Annotated in this window: 18 protein-coding genes, 2 tRNA genes and 1 pseudogene; 6 read left to right on the forward strand and 15 right to left on the reverse strand. The window is 57.5% G+C overall.

Features of this window, described 5'->3' with window-relative positions; all coding sequences use genetic code 11:
• The first annotated feature begins 129 nt into the window (after positions 1-129).
• From C0V97_RS00775 to C0V97_RS00795, 5 genes are read left to right on the forward strand one after another with little or no spacing between them, the layout of a single operon-like run.
• A complete protein-coding gene (locus C0V97_RS00775; RefSeq protein ID WP_127099784.1) occupies positions 130-621 on the forward strand; it encodes a lysozyme in 492 nt (163 codons plus the stop codon).
• Complete coding sequence (locus C0V97_RS00780) at positions 618-848, forward strand: hypothetical protein (RefSeq protein ID WP_127099786.1); 231 nt, start codon at positions 618-620, stop codon at positions 846-848. The genes C0V97_RS00775 and C0V97_RS00780 overlap by 4 nt, the downstream gene beginning before the upstream one ends.
• Positions 849-905: 57 nt before the next feature.
• Entirely contained in the window at positions 906-1196 is a 291-nt protein-coding gene (locus C0V97_RS00785) for a hypothetical protein (protein ID WP_127099788.1), read from the forward strand.
• Entirely contained in the window at positions 1193-1426 is a 234-nt protein-coding gene (locus C0V97_RS00790; RefSeq protein ID WP_062164714.1) for a hypothetical protein, read from the forward strand. Before C0V97_RS00785 ends, C0V97_RS00790 begins: the two co-directional genes overlap by 4 nt.
• Positions 1423-1629, forward strand: a complete 207-nt coding sequence (locus C0V97_RS00795) for a hypothetical protein (RefSeq protein WP_127099790.1) — start codon at positions 1423-1425, stop codon at positions 1627-1629. The genes C0V97_RS00790 and C0V97_RS00795 overlap by 4 nt, the downstream gene beginning before the upstream one ends.
• Positions 1630-1774: 145 nt before the next feature.
• Here the strand turns inward: C0V97_RS00795 and C0V97_RS00800 are convergent, their stop codons facing one another.
• The 12 genes from C0V97_RS00800 to C0V97_RS00850 form a co-directional block, all read right to left on the reverse strand.
• Positions 1775-2212, reverse strand: a complete 438-nt coding sequence (locus C0V97_RS00800; RefSeq protein ID WP_127099792.1) for a type II toxin-antitoxin system PemK/MazF family toxin — start codon at positions 2210-2212, stop codon at positions 1775-1777.
• A 241-nt stretch (positions 2213-2453) separates the two neighbouring features.
• Positions 2454-2528, reverse strand: a tRNA-Gln gene (locus C0V97_RS00805).
• A gap of 251 nt (positions 2529-2779) precedes the next feature.
• Positions 2780-2856: transfer RNA gene (locus tag C0V97_RS00810), tRNA-Pro, on the reverse strand.
• 55 nt (positions 2857-2911) lie between these two features.
• The gene (locus C0V97_RS00815) at positions 2912-3493 is read right to left on the reverse strand and encodes a TIGR00730 family Rossman fold protein (protein ID WP_127099794.1); all 582 of its coding nucleotides are present in this window, start codon (positions 3491-3493) and stop codon (positions 2912-2914) included.
• A gap of 66 nt (positions 3494-3559) precedes the next feature.
• Positions 3560-4759 carry an MFS transporter gene (locus C0V97_RS00820; RefSeq protein WP_127099796.1) on the reverse strand — a complete coding sequence of 400 codons (1200 nt, stop codon included), beginning with the start codon at positions 4757-4759 and terminating at the stop codon, positions 3560-3562.
• 250 nt (positions 4760-5009) lie between these two features.
• Positions 5010-6110: a DNA polymerase IV gene (dinB, locus tag C0V97_RS00825; RefSeq protein WP_127099798.1), complete on the reverse strand. Its 1101-nt coding sequence runs from the start codon at positions 6108-6110 to the stop codon at positions 5010-5012.
• Between the two features lie 90 nt (positions 6111-6200).
• Positions 6201-7715 (reverse strand): glycosyltransferase family 2 protein, encoded by a 1515-nt coding sequence (locus tag C0V97_RS00830; protein ID WP_127099800.1) that lies wholly within the window; start codon positions 7713-7715, stop codon positions 6201-6203.
• 286 nt (positions 7716-8001) lie between these two features.
• Positions 8002-9021, reverse strand: coding sequence for a ferrochelatase (gene hemH, locus C0V97_RS00835; RefSeq protein WP_127099802.1), 1020 nt, complete (start codon positions 9019-9021; stop codon positions 8002-8004).
• A 42-nt stretch (positions 9022-9063) separates the two neighbouring features.
• A complete protein-coding gene (locus C0V97_RS18765) occupies positions 9064-9186 on the reverse strand; it encodes a hypothetical protein (RefSeq protein ID WP_255424145.1) in 123 nt (40 codons plus the stop codon).
• 127 nt (positions 9187-9313) lie between these two features.
• Positions 9314-10339, reverse strand: coding sequence for an aspartate-semialdehyde dehydrogenase (locus C0V97_RS00840; RefSeq protein ID WP_127099804.1), 1026 nt, complete (start codon positions 10337-10339; stop codon positions 9314-9316).
• Positions 10340-10369: 30 nt separating this feature from the next.
• Complete coding sequence (locus tag C0V97_RS00845; protein ID WP_127099806.1) at positions 10370-11008, reverse strand: 2OG-Fe(II) oxygenase; 639 nt, start codon at positions 11006-11008, stop codon at positions 10370-10372.
• Between the two features lie 45 nt (positions 11009-11053).
• Complete coding sequence (locus C0V97_RS00850) at positions 11054-11392, reverse strand: hypothetical protein (protein ID WP_127099808.1); 339 nt, start codon at positions 11390-11392, stop codon at positions 11054-11056.
• Between the two features lie 272 nt (positions 11393-11664).
• Here C0V97_RS00850 and C0V97_RS00855 point away from each other — a divergent pair, with 272 nt between their 5' ends.
• Positions 11665-14538, forward strand: a complete 2874-nt coding sequence (locus C0V97_RS00855; protein WP_127099810.1) for a 2-oxoglutarate dehydrogenase E1 component — start codon at positions 11665-11667, stop codon at positions 14536-14538.
• A 602-nt stretch (positions 14539-15140) separates the two neighbouring features.
• Here C0V97_RS00855 and C0V97_RS00860 read toward each other — a convergent pair.
• From C0V97_RS00860 to C0V97_RS18235, 3 genes and pseudogenes are all read right to left on the reverse strand, one after another.
• The gene (locus tag C0V97_RS00860) at positions 15141-17351 is read right to left on the reverse strand and encodes a Hint domain-containing protein (RefSeq protein ID WP_127099812.1); all 2211 of its coding nucleotides are present in this window, start codon (positions 17349-17351) and stop codon (positions 15141-15143) included.
• A 197-nt stretch (positions 17352-17548) separates the two neighbouring features.
• Positions 17549-17839: a hypothetical protein gene (locus C0V97_RS00865; RefSeq protein WP_127099814.1), complete on the reverse strand. Its 291-nt coding sequence runs from the start codon at positions 17837-17839 to the stop codon at positions 17549-17551.
• A 62-nt stretch (positions 17840-17901) separates the two neighbouring features.
• Positions 17902-18783 (reverse strand): annotated as a pseudogene (locus C0V97_RS18235) (calcium-binding protein); the annotation flags it as partial.

An 18783-nucleotide genomic window follows, 5' to 3' on the forward strand; every position in this document is an offset into this window, starting at 1 on the left:
GAGTGCGATCGGGGCCGTGGCGATCAAGGTCGAAAGGCTTGGCGATCTCAGGGGTTGGGCGAAATGGGCGCTCGTCGTAACGGGCATCGCGTTCGGTTACGCGAGCGCTCATTTCGCGGGGTGGGTGCAATGACCGGCATCGACATCGCACTCGCGCTAATCTCGCGCGACGACTTCGAAGGGCTGAGCCTCAAGCCCTATCTCTGCCCGGCCAATTACTGGACCATTGGCTACGGCAATCGCTACCTCGCTGACGGCACGCCTGTCACGGCGACGACGAAGCCGATCACCCAGGCGCAAGCCCTCGACTTGCTGCGGAACACGGTCATGACCCTGCAAGCGAAGCTGCGCTCGTTCGTGACCGTCCCGCTGACGGATTACCAGGAGGGCGCCCTGCTCTCATGGCAGTTCAATGTCGGCACCAACGCGGCCAAAGGATCGACCCTCGTGCGCCGCCTGAACCAGCGCCTCTACAACTCTGCCGCACAGCAATTCCTCGTCTGGGACAAGGCCACGGTGAACGGACAGCTTGTCGTCCTGCCGGGGCTGCAGCGCCGCCGCAAGATCGAAAGCGGCGTGTTCCTCGGGCGCGGTATCCCCACAACCGGAGCATCCGCATGAACTTCGACTGGCAGACGATCTTTCAGACCGTCCTTCCCTTCCTGCCCGCCTCTCTTGCCGGCGACGCGACGACGATCCTCACCTTCGTCGTGGCCCTGGCCGCCGTGATCGCCCGCTACTGGCCGCGCCCGGCTGACGGGTCGAAGTGGCTTGCCCTTTACCTGCTCGTGAACACCGTCGCGATGAACGGCAAGCACGCCACCAACGCCGACGACGCCAAGCCCTGACTGACGACACCGGCAATCGGGCCGGGATCAGTCCTCATCATCCAGAAGGAAAAGACCATGACCACCAGCGCGAACACGCTCGTCACCAAGCTCATCAAGCTTATCACCGATGCGGCTGGCAGTTCCGTCAGCACCGCCACTACGGCCAAGCTGACGGCAGCCGCCGCCATCATTGGCGAGGTCGGTGATCTGATCATCCCGTCGCTCGAGAACTCCAACAAGGATCTATCGGCCATTCTCGATGCGATCAGCGCGATCGAGGACGATGCCGACAAGCTCGACACCGATATCAAGACGCTCGTTGCCGCCTTCAAGGGCACGAGCAGCGCGGCGGCACAGACCGCGTGACGGCTGACCTCATTGCCGGGGCCGTGGCGTTCATCGTCGCGGCTCTCGGCGCCCTGATCTGGTACGCCAACCGGGCGGGGAAGAATGCGGCGTCTGTCAGCACGTCCGAGGCGGCGAAGACCTCTGCCGATGCGACGACGCTCAAGGCCCAATCCATGGCCCAGGCTCAGGCCGACAAGCCAGCAACGGAAGATGCCGTGTTGCAGCGGCTCGGGGACGGCACTGCATGAGGTGGCTTGCTCTCGGGGCCCTGCTCGGGCTCTCCGCCTGCTCGTCGGTGCAGTACGTGCCCTGCCCGACCCTTGTGAGCTACAGCAAGGCCGATCAGGTAGCGCTTGCCGCTGAGATCAAGGCGAGCCCGAAGCCGGAAACGGTGCGCTGGATTGGGGATTATATCGGGCTGCGGGATCAGGTGCGGGCATGTCAGAAGTGACAGCATAAAAAAAGGGGCCTCGGAAGGCCCCTTTGTCGACAAGTCTGCTTGGAATCGCTTTTCTGCCCGCCACCGAAGTGGACTTGAGGAGCGCTGACCTAGTTTCCCAGATAGCCTCGAACAGCACTAATCTATGCACTAAGTTTTATGGGGTCAAGGTTTGTAATCCCAAGGAAATGCAAACGCAGCGTTTTATCTTTTCCATATCCTCTTTAGGCAGCCTTATTTTGACATATTTCCGGCGAGACGTCGCCGCATCCTTGCCGTCATAAGGCAAAGAAAGGCGATCATAAGAAACGGTGTTTATCATGTCAGCTTTCGCCCACTTGATCAGGCTTGAAAACGGATCCGGAGGCGGTTTCTCAAACGTCACTTTGCACTGATAAGCAACTGACTGCCGTGGCGGCGTGGTGCTAAAAGGTGCGACTGCGACTAGGCGATCTCGATACGGAAGCCTGTTATGTAATACGACAACCAGCCGACGCTTTTGCATCTCACCTATCGCTAGGTCGCCATTATCTACCCATTCTGGATAGTCGCAGAGAAGTACATCCCCGACCTGGGGCGGATATTGAAGAGACATACCTCCTCATATTACCATTCGAACACGAAACAAACTATTTTTCTCACACAAGCAAAGGGCGGCCCGAAAGCCGCCCCTGCCCATCACCACCACGATGAGATATTGGGCGTCGCGCCCGCTGGATGCTCTGGGAAGCGTCCAGTTGCTGAGCCAGTTTTACCCTCCCAGCGCGAGGTCGCAGAATCGCACAAACCCGCAGGTAAGTACAAGCGCCATTCATCGAATGTAATCAGAAATTTTTTGGCTTCCTCGCTTGGGTTCGAACCAAGATTGGCGGAATCAAAATCCACTGTCCTACCGATTAGACGACGAGGAACCAGTGCTGCGGGTGGTGCGATCGAATCACCGTGCAGAAACCCTGATAGGGAGTCCTTCCCCTTGATCCCGCAGCATTGCCGATAACAGCCAAGATGACGGCCCCGACGTAAGATGACGCGCCGTATCGACCAGCGAAGAATCGCACGATCTGGCGGGTCAGTACAAGGGCTTTAAGAGGGAAAGCGCGTGGCTGTGTTCGGCTGAACACCAGCACCACTGCGCTGAAATGACCTAAGTCATTGAATCGGCTGGTCGGAGTGAGAGGATTCGAACCTCCGGCCCCTGCGTCCCGAACACAGTGCTCTACCAGGCTGAGCTACACTCCGAACCGATGGATGGGGCTATACTGCCTGAAGCGCCCCTCCGCAAGGGGGTGCCCCCTCAAAGTCGATGAGTTTGCGCTTTTTCCTCGCGCTTTTTCTCTCGACCGAGCACCGCCAACGCCTCGGACACGCTCTCCACCACCTCATAAAGCCCGCGCGCCGAAGGATCGGCCAGTCCCTGCTCGATCGCCGCTTCCAGAGCAGCCACGATATGCACGGCCCAATTGGCGATATTCACGATCACGATGGGTTTATCGTGCAGGGAGAGCTGACGCCAGGTCATGATCTCCATGAGCTCATCGAAAGTACCCAGCCCGCCCGGCAAGACCAGAAAGGCGTCGGCCTTCGCAAACATCAGGCGCTTACGCTCATGCATCGACTCTGTGACAATCAGATCCGTCACCTTGTCGTTCATGACCTCGCGATCATGCAGAAAAGTCGGGATGATACCGGTCACGTTTCCACCCGCCCTGAGTGCGGCGTCAGCGACCACGCCCATGAGCCCTACTGCACCACCGCCATAAACCAGATGGATATTTCTCTCGGCCAGCCCGGCCCCCATCTCGCGAGCGGCCTCACCAAAGGCGGGCACAGAGCCGTGGCGCGAACCGCAGAACACGGCGGCGGCAGCGATCGTCATGTCGATTACTTCCTTTTGAACCATATTGGGCCAGTCAGGGGAGTGGCCACTTCTTCGCTTGGGATGTCAGGCTCTAGCCGCGCGTTGCAACCTCAGAACCTGCACGATCCCCAGGAATGTAACGCAAGCCGTGAAGATGAACAGAGCCTCATATCCTGCCGAATGAATGACAAGGCCCAGAAGCGGTCCCGAAATCCCGATGGCGAGATCCAGAAAGACCGAGAACGCACCAAGCGCTGCGCCGCGGTTCTGCGCTCCCGCGCGATCCACCGCCAGCACCCCCAGAGCAGGAAAAACAAGGGAGAATCCGGCACCCGTGACTGCAGCACCCAGAGTTGCGGCCTCGGCAGAAGGCATGAAGGCCAGGATCAGCAGGCCAAGCGTTTCGACCCCAAGAGAGATCAGCGCGACATTCGTGCCGCCAATGCGCCCGATCTGACGCGCAAATACGAAACGCACGATCACGAACACCATCCCGAAAACGGCCAAAGCCTGCGCGGCGTCAGGCCAGTGCTCCGCCGCGAAATAGAGGGCAAGGCAGGACGAGATAGCACCGAAGCCGACCGAGCCCGCAGCCAAAGCGCAGCCATGCGGCAGGACGAGCCTGAACACCTTGGAGAAAGGCATGGCAGGCGCATCGTGCTTGATGGGGGCAACGGCTGGGTAGGCACGGGCCAGCGCCGTGCCAATCGCTGGCAGGATAGTAGAGACAACACCCAGCGTCACGAGCCCGCCCCAGCCGCCGCCGAGATGGGAGAGCTGCTCGCCGATCGTGGCGCCCAGGGCAATACCGCCATAAGAGGTGATGCCATTCCAGGAAATGACCTGCGCCGTATTTGCAGCGCCTACCCGTCGGATATTCCAGACGATAGCAGCGGTCGAGGCCCAACTTTCAGCCCAACCCAGGGCCAGACGGCTGACAAAGAGACAGAGCAAGGACAACGGGATAAGGCGTGCGCTCAAGCCAGATGCCAGAAGCAGAACACCGGACCCGATTCCGAGAGCCAGGCCGAGAACTGCTACGGGCTTGGGTCCCTGGGTGTCGATACGCCGACCCGCTGAAGCACGCGAAGCGAATGTCGCGAAATACTGAAGGGAGACGGCAAACCCTGCGATCACCGTGTTGCACTGCAGGACGTCATGGACGAAAATCGGGATGACCGCCATGGGCAGACCGATGACGACATAGATGATCAGATTGAGGGAAACGACCGGCATGATGCGTCCGGTCGTGGAACGCAGTGCCCGAGCCTGCCCCGCTTCCATCACGATTTCCTTGAAACTTTATCCGTGGAATATGACTCAGCTTTGCCAGCCCCTGCGCGCCCTGTCACCTTGCGTGTTTGTAATCAAGCGCATTGGGCATGGTTTACCCCGCACCGAGGGCGCAGATCACGACCGAAACAAGAGCGCCGAGCCAAAGCGAAGAGGTCGAAAACACTGAGAGCATGACGGCTGTTCCTTTGGCCGGAGGGGGATGCCCTCACCCAACGTTCAGACCAGTGTTAAAGCTCCGTCAGGATTCACCAAAAAGTGTGAGCTGCGCCATTTTTTCGCCTTCATCCTCTGTAGCCAGGCTCGTCAGCGCCACACCCATGAGCCTGATCGGGCGCTCGAGCGGAAAAAAACCCTCGAGCAGGCTCATAGCCTGCGCACGGATCGCGTCCTCACTCTCGAACGGCGACGAATTGGAACGCGTGCGCGTGGTCATCTGGAAGTCAGCGTATTTCAGTTTGAGGACCAATGTCCGCCCCATCAGCCCATGGGCCTGGCATTGTACCCAGAGCTTGGCACATAGCTGGTCGAGAATGCACCGCGCAGGGTCTAAAGCGCTGACATCACTTTCGAAAGTGGTTTCCGTGCCGATGGATTTGCGGATCCGGTCCGCGACTACGGGTCGGTCATCGACACCGCGCGCAATCGAGGCATAGAACGCCGCTGCCTTGCCAAAATGACGCGAGAGAGTCTCGACAGGAATCTCGCGCAGATCGGCCCCTGTGAAGATGCCCAGCCTGTTCATCCGCGCCCGCGTGGCCGGTCCAATTCCGTGAAACTGTTCGACACGCAGGGAGGCCGCGAAATCAGGCCCGATGGCGGGAGTGATCACGAATTGCCCGTTAGGCTTACGATGGTCTGAGGCGAGCTTGGCGAGAAAGCGATTATAGGAAATACCGGCCGAAGCAGTCAGGCCGGTTTCCTGTGCGATGGCGGCCCGGATCTGGCGGGCGATATCCGTGGCTGAACCATGATCTTCATAACAATGGGTGACGTCGAGATAAGCTTCATCTAGGGAGAGCGGCTGTATCAGCGATGTGTATCGCGCAAAGATTTCGTGGATCTGGCGCGATACAGCACGGTAGACATCAAAGCGTGGCGGAACGAAGACAAGTTCAGGGCAGTGTCTCAGGGCCGTACGCGAGGGCATGGCGGAACGAACCCCGAAGCGACGCGCCTCATAACTCGCAGCGGCGACAACCCCACGCCCCTCACCACGACCGACCGCGACGGGACGCCCACGGAGATGCGGTGCGTCACGCTGCTCTACCGATGCGTAGAAAGCATCCATATCGATATGGATGATGCGACGCACAGTTCCTGTCTCGGCTGTCTCGACCATGGACCCTGTATGCCATTAGGGGCAGGAACAAAACAAGATCATCCAATACGCAACGGGGAGCGTTACGCTGTGGAATGCTCCCCTGGATGCTCAGGCGAGCACGTTCCAGAGCAGGCCCGGCACATAACGCGAAACCTCAGCCCGCACCGCTGGCGAAACAGAATAGAGGACCCGCAGAAATTCATCATTGCTGGGCGCGGCAGGCGCGTTGCGTATCCAGCCAATAACGTCGCTTGCGGTTGTTTCCAGGTCAGGCTTGAAAGGAAGAGGCGACGCGAATGTGCGCGGCGGGGCAACATCGATCGGTTCGAGGGTAAGTTGCTCCCATTCACCTGCCTGATGCCTGTTGGCCTCGGTTACGCCCTGTCCATCGTGCGGCGGAAGAAGGGCGAGATAGAGGTTCTGAACCGGGCTTAACAGCGCGACATGGTCTGTTCCTTGTGGGACGATCCGAAACGCGATCGTTTTCATCGCTCTCGGATCGAGCGGAAACTTGATGAACGTATCGACCTGACTGGGCACATAGAAAGTGATGAGATGTGGCGTCGCAGGATCAATACTCCCCACAACGGGTGCCAGACCCTCGCGCTGAGCATGAGCTTCCTCAGCGTGAACAACTTGGCCCGCACGCGGCGAATAATAGAAATATGTTCCGAAGAAGCTGCGCAACCGATAAACTACGGCGTGAATCTCGCCAGCATCTTCCTGCTTTTGCAACGTCTGACTTGAAAGTACCCCAGAAGCCAAAAATCCCGCACGGAGATGCTGGACGGCGCTCCGGACCATTTCCTCATAAATCGGCGCAATATATCGCTCGACGCGCGGCATCAATGCAAGCGGCTCATGGTCGACGACATCGTTGCGATTGAAATGATCCCAATACCCCGACGAGTCGGAGAGATCGACATTCAGCCGGCGTTTGATGCGCTGGATATAATGCTCCATGCTTCGGCAGATGTAGTGCATGACAAACGCGTGCGACCACTCGATTTCCTGAACCGAGTTGGCGCTCTCGACGTATTTTCCACTCGGTCGTACATAGCGCTCGACCGCGACGTCGAACCAGTGCGGCGTTCCATAATTCGGGCCCAACTTTTCCGGTCGCACGAAGCTCTTGACAAGAACATTATCACCGAGCTCTTCGGTAGAGTGCTGAGTGAAGACCTCGACAGTTGGCAATTTGGGTCTGACGACCCTGTTCGAGCTTCCATGGATGCGCCAGGAAAAGGCGATGGCGTCTGCATGTTTGAACCCACGCAGGAACTCTGGAAGACTATCGAAGTGTCGGCAATAGACATATTCATCGCCATCCAGGAAGCCAAGCCAGTCATATTTGCCCCGGCTCTCCTCCGCCGCCTCCATGAATGAATCACGCTGCCGCCAATAGAAGTCCGGCTGCGTCACCGGATCCGTTCGCTTGAGAGTGATATCATAGCACCGAGCTGCAGATTGCAGGATCTCCCATGTGCCATCGGAGGAATAATCCTCAAAGATAAAAAACTTCTTCACACCAAGCGCCGCATGCCAGGCAATCCAGCCCGCGATATCCGAGAATTCGTCCTTCACGAATAGCGCAAGGGCGACACTGGGAAGATTCTCGGCCATAAAGCAAACTCGCTCGTAAGAATGAAGATAGCGAGCTTATTGCACAATATGCGGTTCCGATCTACAGCGATGACGCTATTCGGATATTTCACACAACGGACTTATTATGAAACATCAATTCATTGCGTGACTATATTTTCTGTGTCGCAGTCAAGAACATAAATCCGGTCGCACTTGTTCCATGGCATCTACTGGCACACAACCCACCTGGGCAGGCTGGTTTCGTCTTGAGAAGAGGCATTATCGCTTTACCCCCCCTCGCCCGCGCAAAAAGCCATTTGCGCGATTACTTTTGGGGCAGGCCTTCGCGTACGAGCGCCTCGAGCAGATCGATAGCGCCATCACTGTCATTGAGGCACGGGATCAGTGTGAGCTCTTCTCCACCAGCCTCGATAAATTCCTCGCGGAGCTCATTACCGATCTCATCCAGTGTCTCGATGCAGTCACTGATGAAACCCGGCATGATCACTGCAATGCGGGTTATGCCCTGCGTAGGAAGAGCCGCCACATAGGGGGCGGTGTAAGGTTGTACCCATTCCATAGGGCCGAAGCGCGACTGATAGGTGATGGGCATCTGCTCTTCACTAAGGTCGAGCGCCTTGCGCAGGGCGCGCAGGGTGCGCTCACAATCCTCGGGGTAATAATCCCCCTTTTCGACGCAAAGCTTGGGCAGACCATGAAAAGATGCCACGAGCCTCTGAGGCTTGCGAGGCAGCGTCGCAAGATGATTACGCACAGATTTCTCAAGCGCGGCAATATAGAGTGGATGATCGGGGAAAGCTGGCAGAGTCTGCACGGCTGGTTGACGTCGCAACGTCATGAGCGTGCGAAAAAGCTGATCGTTCGCCGTTGCCGTCGTCGTGGCGCTGTATTGCGGATAGAGCGGCAGGAAGATCAGACGATCACAGCCCTGATCCATCAATTCCTCCACCGCCTCGGCAATGGAAGGCTTTCCGTAGCGCATACCCCACGTCACCGGAAGATCCGTGCCGAAACGCTCGGCAAGCTTCTCAGCCTGATTGCGCGTATAGACACGCAGAGGACTGGCATCTTCGGCGCGATCCCAGATCCGGGCATAGGCCTCGCCGCTCTTCGAAGGGCGCGTTGTCAGGATGACGCCTTGCAAGATCGGCTGCCAGATCGCCGGGGGCGCCTCGATGACGCGACGATCTGACAGGAATTCGCCCAGATAGCGGCGGACCGAAAAGTAATCCGTCCCGTCGGGCGTACCAAGATTGGCAATCAGGATGCCGGTCTTGCCACCGGCGGGTACCGGATTTGCGGGGAGCTTGTTATTGAACGCCATGTCTCTCGATCAGAACGGGGAAGAGGAGAGACTTAGAACCGTTCAGCGGGAGTTCGGTTTCCGTTTGACCCGTACCGGCACCATGCGAGGCGCGGGGGCAAGACGCAAAGCACCCAGAGCCAGAAGCGCCAAAAACCCGGCGGCAAGCGTGTCGATAACAGGCATTGTCATCTCCGTTCAGGCCCTTGCGAGAGAATCCCGCATCCACCCTTGAACAGAGTTTGGCACTGCTTGTTGCACACGCAATGCCAAACTTGCTTTGATGACAGAGATGTAATCTATCTGGATCTAATCAACCCTTCGACTTGATCAGATCGAGCGCAATCAGCGCCTCTGCGATCTGGACCGCGTTCAGTGCCGCCCCCTTGCGCAGATTGTCCGAGACGCACCATAGCGCGAGTCCGTTTTCGACCGTGTCATCGATACGCAGACGCGAAACATAGGTCGCATCCTCGCCCACGCATTCAATAGGGGTCACATAACCGCCATCGTCCCGTTCGTCTCGAAGGATCACGCCATCGGCCTCACGCAGGGCTTCACGGGCACGGGCCAGATCGACCGGCTCCTCGCATTCGATATTGATGGCTTCTGAATGGCCGATAAAAACCGGGACGCGCACGCAAGTCGCGGCAACCTTGATATCGGGGTCGAGAATCTTGCGTGTCTCGACCGCCATCTTCCACTCTTCCTTGGTGGAGCCATCCTGCATGAAGCTGTCGATATGCGGGATGACGTTGAAGGCAATCTGCTTGGTGAATTGGGCGATCGTCGGCGGGTCGCCCACAAAGCTGCCCTTGCACTGGGCGAACAGCTCATCCATGCCATCCTTGCCCGCGCCCGAAACTGCCTGATAGGTCGAGACCACGATACGCTTGATCGTGAACAGGTCATGCAGCGGCTTGAGTGCCACGACCATCTGAGCCGTCGAGCAATTCGGATTGGCGATGATGTTGCGCTTGATCTTCTTCAGCGCATTGGCATTCACCTCAGGCACCACCAGCGGCACATCCGGATCCATGCGGAAATGCGATGTATTATCGATCACGATGCACCCTGCAGCGGCCGCGCGCGGGGCGTGCACAGCCGATATAGAGGCACCGGGGGAGAAAAGGGCGATATCCCAGCCGGTAAAATCGAAGGTCTCGAGATTCTGGATTTTCAGGACCTTCTTGTCACCAAAGGACACGTCCTGCCCCGTCGAGCGGGCCGAGGCGAGCGCCGCCACCTCTGAAACAGGAAAATCTCTCTCGGCAAGAATGCGCAGGAGTTCACGACCAACTGCACCAGTCGCACCCACGACCGCAACGCGGTAACCCATTATCTCTTCACCCCAGTCAGACTCAGATTGTCATCGCGCGAAGGAGAGGCGCTTGAACAGCGCCGAGAGGCGATGACGGCGCAGTTCATAGCGCGCCTTGTTATTCGTGGCCATGTAATTCAGCTGTATAGTATAACGCGGCCCGACATATTGACGGTGCCCGTGCCAGGTTTTCGGTCCGTTGGGGAAAATAAGCAGCGTGCCATGGGCGGGCTTCACCTCGACATCGTAATCCTCGATGTCATCAGGGCCATTCAGCAGGCGCAAACACCCCTCCTGAGCCGACCAGGCCGCGCTTTCCGGGTTGAGGTAAAGCAGGATCGTAACAAGCTTGGCCTCGGAGTCACGATGAATACGCCCGTCCTTCTCCCGGGTGCGCCCGCGCAAGGTGAGCATCGACGGCGCTTTCTCGACATCGAGGCCGAATTTCTCAGCCACGATTTTCTTCAGCTTCGGCCCCTGCAACTCCTTAGTCAGCGCCTTGACCGTTGGGTGCAGGCTCAGCCCCTCCGGCGGAAAGGACCCGCCCGAACGCATGGCCGGCATCAGATTGATAAGGGTCTGGAGGTCCTCTTCGCGCACGAAGTTCGGAACGACCACATGTCTGAACGGGGCCTCGCTGATCGGGGTCCGTTCAAGGGCTTCATATTGAAGAGCGATCTGTGACATGGAAGGCGAGCCTATTCCTGCTCACCCAAGCGCACAAGATGCTTATCAGCCCTTCATGCGGTGATGGGGGTGACGCACAGCGCTGTTGCGCACAAACTGGGTGTATCCCGCGCCAATGCGGTCCGTGTCGCTGAAGCACGTGCGCAGGGAAACTGGCTTGCCCGTGTTGTCGCCTGCAGCCGGGGCAGCATCTGTTGCGGTACCTGGCTCGTACGCCGTGCGCACCAGATGAGGTGCCGTTGAGCACCGCAGCGGCGCGCGGTTATCAAAATCCAGATGGCGCCCCTGCTGTTCGACCGGACGCTCGGGCGTCGCGTGGGCGCAGGGCATGACCTGGACCAGTAGCGAAATCGTGACCACCGCGAGTGCGGGCATGCAACGCATGACAGACCCCTCCAAACTGCAATGTCGGAACGCCCCATATTAGGTTAGACCACGGAGCGCTCTGGTGCGGAGTCTATAGACGGGATCGCGGAATGAAAGTTTCGACTCTTTCTCGCCCCGTCTTCAGAACGTGCGATTGTGAACTGAAATCGTTCGGAAAAGTTTTATGCTTGTTGCTGATCGGCAAGAGTTTCATGGTTGTTGCCGCCATGAGAGTGCCATTTTAAGTCGATATCCAAATCCGGACGAGACAGCCGGGGAGGGCTGCAAGCATGGGTGAGATCGGTTCGTTACCAACAGCGTTGAACGGGGCCAATACCGTCTATCTGGCTGATTTACATGCCAAATGGGCCGCAGATCCCCGCAGCGTGGACCCCTCCTTCGCCGATCTGTTCAAGGCGCTCGACGCTGAACAGGCTGCGGCCCTTTGCGGCGCAGACCGGGCGGCCTGGGGCGAGCAGGCCTCGCTCCTCGAGGCACGCGGAAAGAGCGCCCCTGCCTCACGGCCCGGAACCGAGTTCTCCGCCACCGATCTGCTTTCGAGCGTGGATGACAGCGTTCGCGCCATTCAGCTCGTTCGCGCCTATCGTGTGCGCGGTCATCTGGAGTCACGGCTCGACCCGCTGGGTCTGCAGGTTCCCAAATCCTATACCGAACTCGACCCCGCCACTTATGGCTTCGGCCCCCAGGACCGCGACCGCCCAATCTATCTCGGCCAGATGGTCAGTTCGCTCCTGCCGGAACGCGCGAGCGCCACGATCAATGAACTCCTCGCGGCCCTGCGCCGGACCTATTGCGGGCCGATTGGTGTGGAATACATGCACATCCAGGACGCCGCCCAGCGCCTGTGGCTGCAGCATCGCCTGGAGGGCGATGACTGGCGTCACATGTTCTCCGCCGCCGAAAAGAAGACCATTCTGAACCAGCTCACCGAGGCTGAAGGGTTCGAGAGCTTCTGCCAGAAGCGCTTTACCGGAACCAAGCGCTTCGGTCTTGAAGGCAGCGAAGTCACCATCCCTGCCCTGCACGCCATCATCGAACAATCGGTTCAACATGGCACGCGCAGCGTCTCGGTCGGCATGGCCCATCGCGGCCGTCTGAACGTGATGGCGAATGTGGTACAAAAGCCTTTCGCCGCTATCTTCTCAGAATTCGCTGGTGCCTCGTTCAAGCCGACCGATGTGCAGGGTTCGGGCGACGTGAAGTACCATCTGGGGACCGCCGCCACGCTGCATGTCTCCAATGAGAAGGTGCGCGTCACCCTTCTGCCCAACCCGTCTCATCTCGAGGCCGTCGATCCGGTCGTGGTAGGGCGTGTGCGCGCCATTCAGGACTCCGAGGGCTGCGTCGGGCTGGAAAACCGCTACCGCCATCTCGGCCTGTTGATTCATGGCGATGCCGCCTTTGCAGGACAGGGCATCGTCTACGAAACCATGGCGATGTCGCAGTTGATCGGCTACCGCACTGGCGGGACCATCCATGTGGTCACCAACAACCAGATCGGTTTCACCACGATCTCGGCCCATGCGCATTCTGGCTTTTACTGCACCGATATCGCCAAGGCGGTCCATGCGCCGATCCTGCATGTGAATGGTGACGAGCCCGAAGCCGCCGCCTATTGTGCGCGGCTTGCGGCCGATTATCGTCGCGAATTCGCGGCTGATGTGGTGATCGATCTCGTCTGCTATCGACGCCATGGCCATAACGAGGCCGACGAACCTGCTTTCACTCAGCCCACCATGTACAAGGCCATCGCCGCGCGTCCGACAACGCGTGCGCTCTATGCCAAAAAGCTGGCCCGCGAAAAGATCATCGATGCCGAGACGGCCGATGACCAGTTCCAGTACTTCCAGGACCATCTCCAGGAACAGTTCGAAGCTGCGAAATCCTACGAGCCGAGCCGCGAAGACTGGCTCGAATGCAATCAGGATCCGTCGCGCCTGTCCGATGAGCCCCTGCGTGAGCAGCCCGTCACCGGGATCAGCATCTCCGGCTTGCAGCGCGTTGGCGCCGCCCTGACGCGCATCCCCGAGGACTTCGCGATGCATCCCCGCCTGCGTCGTGTGATTCAGGCACGCGGTCAGGCGATCGATACCGGCAGCGGCATCGACTGGGCGCTGGGCGAAGCGCTGGCTTTTGGTTCCTTGCTGCTGCAGCATCACCCCGTGCGCTTGTCGGGTGAAGATTGCCAGCGCGGCACGTTCAGCCAGCGCCATGCTGTGCTCGTCGATCAGCTCAACCAGAGCGACTATGTTCCGCTGAACAATATCGCCGATGGTCAGGCCAAGATCGAAGTCTATAATTCTCTGCTCTCCGAGTTCGGTGTTCTCGGCTTCGAATATGGCTACACCCTTGCGGCGCCGAACGCGCTCGTTCTGTGGGAAGCCCAGTTCGGCGATTTCGCGAATGGTGCTCAGGTCATCATCGATCAGTTCATCGCATCCGGCGAAACCAAATGGCTACGCACCTCCGGTCTCGTGATGCTCCTGCCCCATGGGTACGAGGGTCAAGGCCCCGAGCATTCCTCCGCGCGCCTGGAACGCTACCTTCAGCTTTGCGCCGAAAATAACCTGCGTGTGTGCAACATCACCACGCCGGCCAATTATTTCCACGCCTTGCGTCGTCAGATCGCGCGTGAATGCCGCAAACCCCTGATCATCATGACGCCGAAATCCCTCCTGCGTCACAAGGAGGCGGTCTCCGAGCTGGCTGATTTCGGGCCGGAAACGCGCTTTCGCACCGTTCTGCCTGAAACCGACGCCTTGCTGCCGGATCAGGACATCACCCGCGTGGTTCTCTGCTCTGGCAAGGTCTATTACGATCTGCGCGCTGCGCGTCGTGACTCCAATCGTCAGGATGTCGCAATCATTCGCCTTGAGCAGCTCTATCCCTTCCCGCGCGACGTGCTGTCACAGCAGCTTGCCCGCTATCCGAATGCGCAGATCGTGTGGTGTCAGGAAGAGTCGCAGAATGGCGGCGCCTGGACGTTTGTCGATAGACGCATCGAGAACTCGGCGGAGCGCGTCAGTCACGCCCATCCCCGTCCGATTTTCGTCGGGCGCAAGGCTTCTGCGTCCCCCGCAACGGGTCTGGCCAGCGAGCACCTCGCCGAACAGGCAGCCCTCGTTCAGGACGCTCTGGGCTGATTTCAAACGGGTGGAGCATCCAGCAGGCTCCACCCCCACCAACATACCGCCCCTTTTTTACAACCAGTTCGGAAGAGCCGGATGGAAGGGACGTGCCCTTTTCCAAAAAAGCGGCGTGGCGCCCCACAGGAGCGTCGCATAACGCGATCCCTCCTCGTGATACTGTGGAGAATGATTGCGCGGACTTGTGCCCTTTGTCTGAAGCGAAGCCTTAGAGGGGCTCTCCGCGCCCCCAAGTCGAAAGCGCAGAAACACACTGTTTGGTTGGCCATAAAAAGGGCAACGGCTGCCGCCCCCTGCCCCTGGTCAGGTCTCACCTGAATCATGCCTGCAAGTAACTGCCAATCATAACCTGGCAAGTCGACCGCCAAGGGTCGGCTCAGTCGATAGGAGCCCCCTGATCAAAGCCCACTACGCGTCCATCGCGCCAATTCGATCCTTCCAGGTTACCCTAAGATTGCGGCTGTAATGCGATCTCGTGGTGCCCCATCAGGTCTTTGTTGTAATCGCTGGCGAAGACTATACGCTCCTAGAGCAAGGTAACGGATCAGATCGGTTCGTGAAGATAACCTCGGTACTTGTCCAGGATCCCGCTCGGAGGATTAAGCAGGAACCTGCAAAACCGGAAGCTCTTCGCTCGAACGGAAATGATCAGTGTGATATGGCTCAACATATGGCCCGGCACTGATTATTTCGATCGCGAGAATTGCGACACCGCTTGCGTCATACGGCTGGAGGGAAAGCTGTGCGTTCCCAGAGGTCCAACGCCGGTCCTCAGCGTCGACAGCGCACCAGCCCATCAAGGTGTCATCCGACAAATGCGCCGTAATCTCAGATTTGGAACTTCTATCATATATTGTCACATCACCGACCAGCACGCCGAGTTTGCGGCGATCATCGACAAACGGGCCGACAACGTCGCAAGGTCGACTGGCATTAGAAACAATACGAACATTTTCGACACGTGGCGGAATTCTGAATATCGCTCGGGATCCGACCATGCGGGCAGGACGTATGACCTCGCCGCCATCCGTTTCAAGGCGCAAATCTGCATCCTGATTCAGGGTAAGTAATGGCGCCTGAGGCGCGAACCCAACGCTCTTCGCACGAGCGAGTATCGATCGATATATTGGCTCAACGAACTCCCTTGCAACACAGAGGGGCGCTGCGGCCTCATCCCAGTTCACTACTTGCGGTGCGCGAGCCGGAACAACTCTGCCGACACGACGAAACACGGCGTGATTACCTGTATTAAGGAAGGATTCAGAAAGCACATCATTGGCTATGAGCACAGAGTGCTTTTCGGTTTCGATATGATAGACCGGGAAGCGATGGAACGACCGATCGTAAAAAATCGATCGGCCATTGACGAGCATACGAGCCGGAATGAACGCCCTGTCAAGAAGCACACAATGTTCCGCCGTTACGAGTAGGTCCTCAGAGGGAGAGCCAATATCGAACGCGTCTTTCCGAATGCGTATTGGAGCCCCCGACTCATCGTCAACCACCTTGGGAAGGACAGTGACAGTCCGCGAGCCTACCCATACAACACGCATGGCTGCTTGTTCACCTGTAGTGACATTATGCACCAAAACACTGTCACCTGACTCAATTGTCTCGACCGCAACCTCGCCATCGGGTGTTCGAATCATCGTGCCTGCCAAATAGCACGGCGTATCGCCACTATATGTGATAACACCCAAAATGGAGTCAGAAAAAGTACCTCCGTAATTTTTTCCAACGTCATAAGTATACTTTATGAATGCGGTAGATAAAGTTAGTATACCAGACGACCTGTCATAGTATAGATCTCCCGTTACACCTGTATATAACTGATCACCAGCACTGAAACCACGAATTTTCCCGGAGAACATACCTGCGGTATTGAAAGAAGAAATATCTAGCCTGTTGTCTCCGCCGCTAAAGTTGAAAGTTTGCCCCGAAGCCGCAGTATTCGCAGCGCTCAGAGCCAGGCTCGAGCCATCAGAAAGGTTGAAACTCCCCACGCCGGTGACGTCTCCATCCCCAATACGCAAACTCGTAGCTGTCAGGTTAACGACTCCGTTATTCGCCAGTCCCTTACCGTCAATGACAACAGTAGCACCAAAATCAGATCCGGAAGCAAAGCTGAGAGTGCCACTATTATAGACGCCCTTATTCCCGCCATGCAGATAGACCGTAGACGCGACAGGATAGTTCAGACTGAGTACACCGCGATTGATGATTCCACCCTGAAAGTTGAAATTGATTGTGGCGCCGGTAGTACCATCAGAGTCGTCGATCGTGAATTTTCCCGTGTTATTGAGTATGGCGTTACCTCCTGCGCCCCAATTCGAAGTCATACCTGTACCACTGGTGTCCACGATTTTTATTGTGCCCGCGTTCGATAAGCTGTGCACATATGGCGCACTGATGGTCGATGCCCCGGCCGCCTCTAGATCGATCGTACTACCTGAGTCATTTGTAATGACTCCGTATTGGAGATAGATACTCGCGCCTCCGGTCGCATTTGTCTGATCAAATACTAGATTTCCATTTGTTTGCTGTAATATACTCAGAAAATTCGTTCCGGCATTGAATATGTTTCCTGGGCCGGGATTCTGAGAGCGAAAAGAGATCGTTCCGCTATTGGCAAGGTCACCGTACAAATTGACAGTGGAGGAGCCACCGACGGGCTCGAACAATAATTGCCCTGAGGTGGTCACGCGTAAAGTCGCATTGTTTCCATTATTAAACATGTTATAGCTATCGCCATACGTCTCTGTATCTGAGACTATACCGCCATTAGTATACTTGTTGGCCAAAGCACTCATCCTTCATTCATGATTGCGAATAAGAGAAGCAAATAACTCGTGCGCCCGCACACATATCTGTATTCGTCACAGCGCCACAGAAAGACCATTTAAAGATTTATGTCTTATTTTTACTTTTCACAGATACCCAAACATAAGCATAAGTACTTAAGATATAGATCTCTTCATTATTTTTTACTTGTGCGTTTGATGTGATACTAATTCATCGTCTCTCGAGAGGGAGCCCGCTCGTCGAGCATCGCCAGGGCGGACATCAGGGAGGTTGCCAGCACTTTCGCTGCATCCCGCGTAAGGCGTAGATGCACCGTCGCAGATATTGCGATCCCCTCGCCAACAGGCCGCTCAGCTGCCAGAGTGGTCGTAACGACATCACCGATCGTGCCGTACACAGGGACCTTGTCCGCGAATATCATTGGCGCGTTATCAATATTTGTCATTGAGGTTCGTTTAGTATCTTTATTGCGGTTTATCTTGGTCATATTGTTCATTTTAACCTTTTCCGATCATTGTATACTGCGAACACACTTGGGGTTTCGGGGCCCTTCGACGATCAGCTGATCACGATGTTCGAGGCCTTCAGATCGGTCACGCCGAGGAAGGTAACCTTCATGTTGTTGTCGAGCTGCAGCGTGGTGTTGCCGCCAGTGACCGTTGCCGTTGCCAGCAGATCCTGGATGGCCTTGTCGGCATCCGCCGGGCGGTAGTTATACATGAAGAACATGTTGCCAGCCGCGCTGCCGAAATCGGTGATGGTGATGTCACCACCATTATGCCCGGCGAGCACACCGAAGGTGTTGGCTGCGCCGCTGCCACCGGTGACGGTGGCGAAGCTGTCGCCATTCGAATCTGCGAACTGCGTGCCGAACACGAAATGATCGGAGCCCGAGGTGCCGATGATGGTGTTGTTTCCAGCACCCGTCCAGGCTTCGAGTGTTCCTTTGGAGGAGGAAGCATCGATATACTGGTCGCCGGTCGTCTTGGGCTGATTGGCCGTGAAGAGCGCACGGCCTGCCGTGTCGACGGTGACATTGAGGTCATTCGCGCCCCAGATCGTGCCTGAGCCGGCATTGATCGAGGTGTTGCCTGTGCCCGAGATGAAGGACAGCGCGCCAGAGACGCTGATCGACTGGTTCACGCCATGATAGACGGAAAGGTCGCCTGCGGCAGAGATGGTGTCGCCCACCGTGCCGACGATGGTGCCCGTGCTTCCCGTGAAGTTCACGGTTGATCCGGTACCGCCGAAGATCGTGCTGTTGACGCCAACCGAGATCTGGCTGCCGGTCAGCGCTGCATCGACGATGAGCGAGTTCGACTGCAGGTTGACGATGGAGTTGCCGCCCAGGATCGTGACTGTATCCGAGGAATTCTCCACGCCATCGATGGTATCCTTGCCCTCGGAAGCGACGAAGTTCGCACCGGCTCCGAGCTGGAT

Source organism: Asaia sp. W19, from assembly GCF_003994335.1.
In the GTDB taxonomy this organism is placed as follows: domain Bacteria; phylum Pseudomonadota; class Alphaproteobacteria; order Acetobacterales; family Acetobacteraceae; genus Asaia.

Bases quoted from the DNA above. Each gene is read 5' to 3' on its own strand.
- C0V97_RS00775 (WP_127099784.1), top strand. From the start codon at position 130: ATGACCGGCATCGACATCGCACTCGCGCTAATCTCGCGCGACGACTTC.
- C0V97_RS00780 (WP_127099786.1), top strand. From the start codon at position 618: ATGAACTTCGACTGGCAGACGATCTTTCAGACCGTCCTTCCCTTCCTG.
- C0V97_RS00785 (WP_127099788.1), top strand. From the start codon at position 906: ATGACCACCAGCGCGAACACGCTCGTCACCAAGCTCATCAAGCTTATC.
- C0V97_RS00795 (WP_127099790.1), top strand. From the start codon at position 1,423: ATGAGGTGGCTTGCTCTCGGGGCCCTGCTCGGGCTCTCCGCCTGCTCG.
- C0V97_RS00800 (WP_127099792.1), bottom strand. From the start codon at position 2,212: ATGTCTCTTCAATATCCGCCCCAGGTCGGGGATGTACTTCTCTGCGAC.
- C0V97_RS00815 (WP_127099794.1), bottom strand. From the start codon at position 3,493: ATGACGATCGCTGCCGCCGCCGTGTTCTGCGGTTCGCGCCACGGCTCT.
- C0V97_RS00820 (WP_127099796.1), bottom strand. From the start codon at position 4,759: ATGGAAGCGGGGCAGGCTCGGGCACTGCGTTCCACGACCGGACGCATC.
- dinB (WP_127099798.1), bottom strand. From the start codon at position 6,110: ATGGTCGAGACAGCCGAGACAGGAACTGTGCGTCGCATCATCCATATC.
- C0V97_RS00830 (WP_127099800.1), bottom strand. From the start codon at position 7,715: ATGGCCGAGAATCTTCCCAGTGTCGCCCTTGCGCTATTCGTGAAGGAC.
- hemH (WP_127099802.1), bottom strand. From the start codon at position 9,021: ATGGCGTTCAATAACAAGCTCCCCGCAAATCCGGTACCCGCCGGTGGC.
- C0V97_RS18765 (WP_255424145.1), bottom strand. From the start codon at position 9,186: ATGCCTGTTATCGACACGCTTGCCGCCGGGTTTTTGGCGCTTCTGGCT.
- C0V97_RS00840 (WP_127099804.1), bottom strand. From the start codon at position 10,339: ATGGGTTACCGCGTTGCGGTCGTGGGTGCGACTGGTGCAGTTGGTCGT.
- C0V97_RS00845 (WP_127099806.1), bottom strand. From the start codon at position 11,008: ATGTCACAGATCGCTCTTCAATATGAAGCCCTTGAACGGACCCCGATC.
- C0V97_RS00850 (WP_127099808.1), bottom strand. From the start codon at position 11,392: ATGCGTTGCATGCCCGCACTCGCGGTGGTCACGATTTCGCTACTGGTC.
- C0V97_RS00855 (WP_127099810.1), top strand. From the start codon at position 11,665: ATGGGTGAGATCGGTTCGTTACCAACAGCGTTGAACGGGGCCAATACC.
- C0V97_RS00860 (WP_127099812.1), bottom strand. From the start codon at position 17,351: ATGAGTGCTTTGGCCAACAAGTATACTAATGGCGGTATAGTCTCAGAT.
- C0V97_RS00865 (WP_127099814.1), bottom strand. From the start codon at position 17,839: ATGAACAATATGACCAAGATAAACCGCAATAAAGATACTAAACGAACC.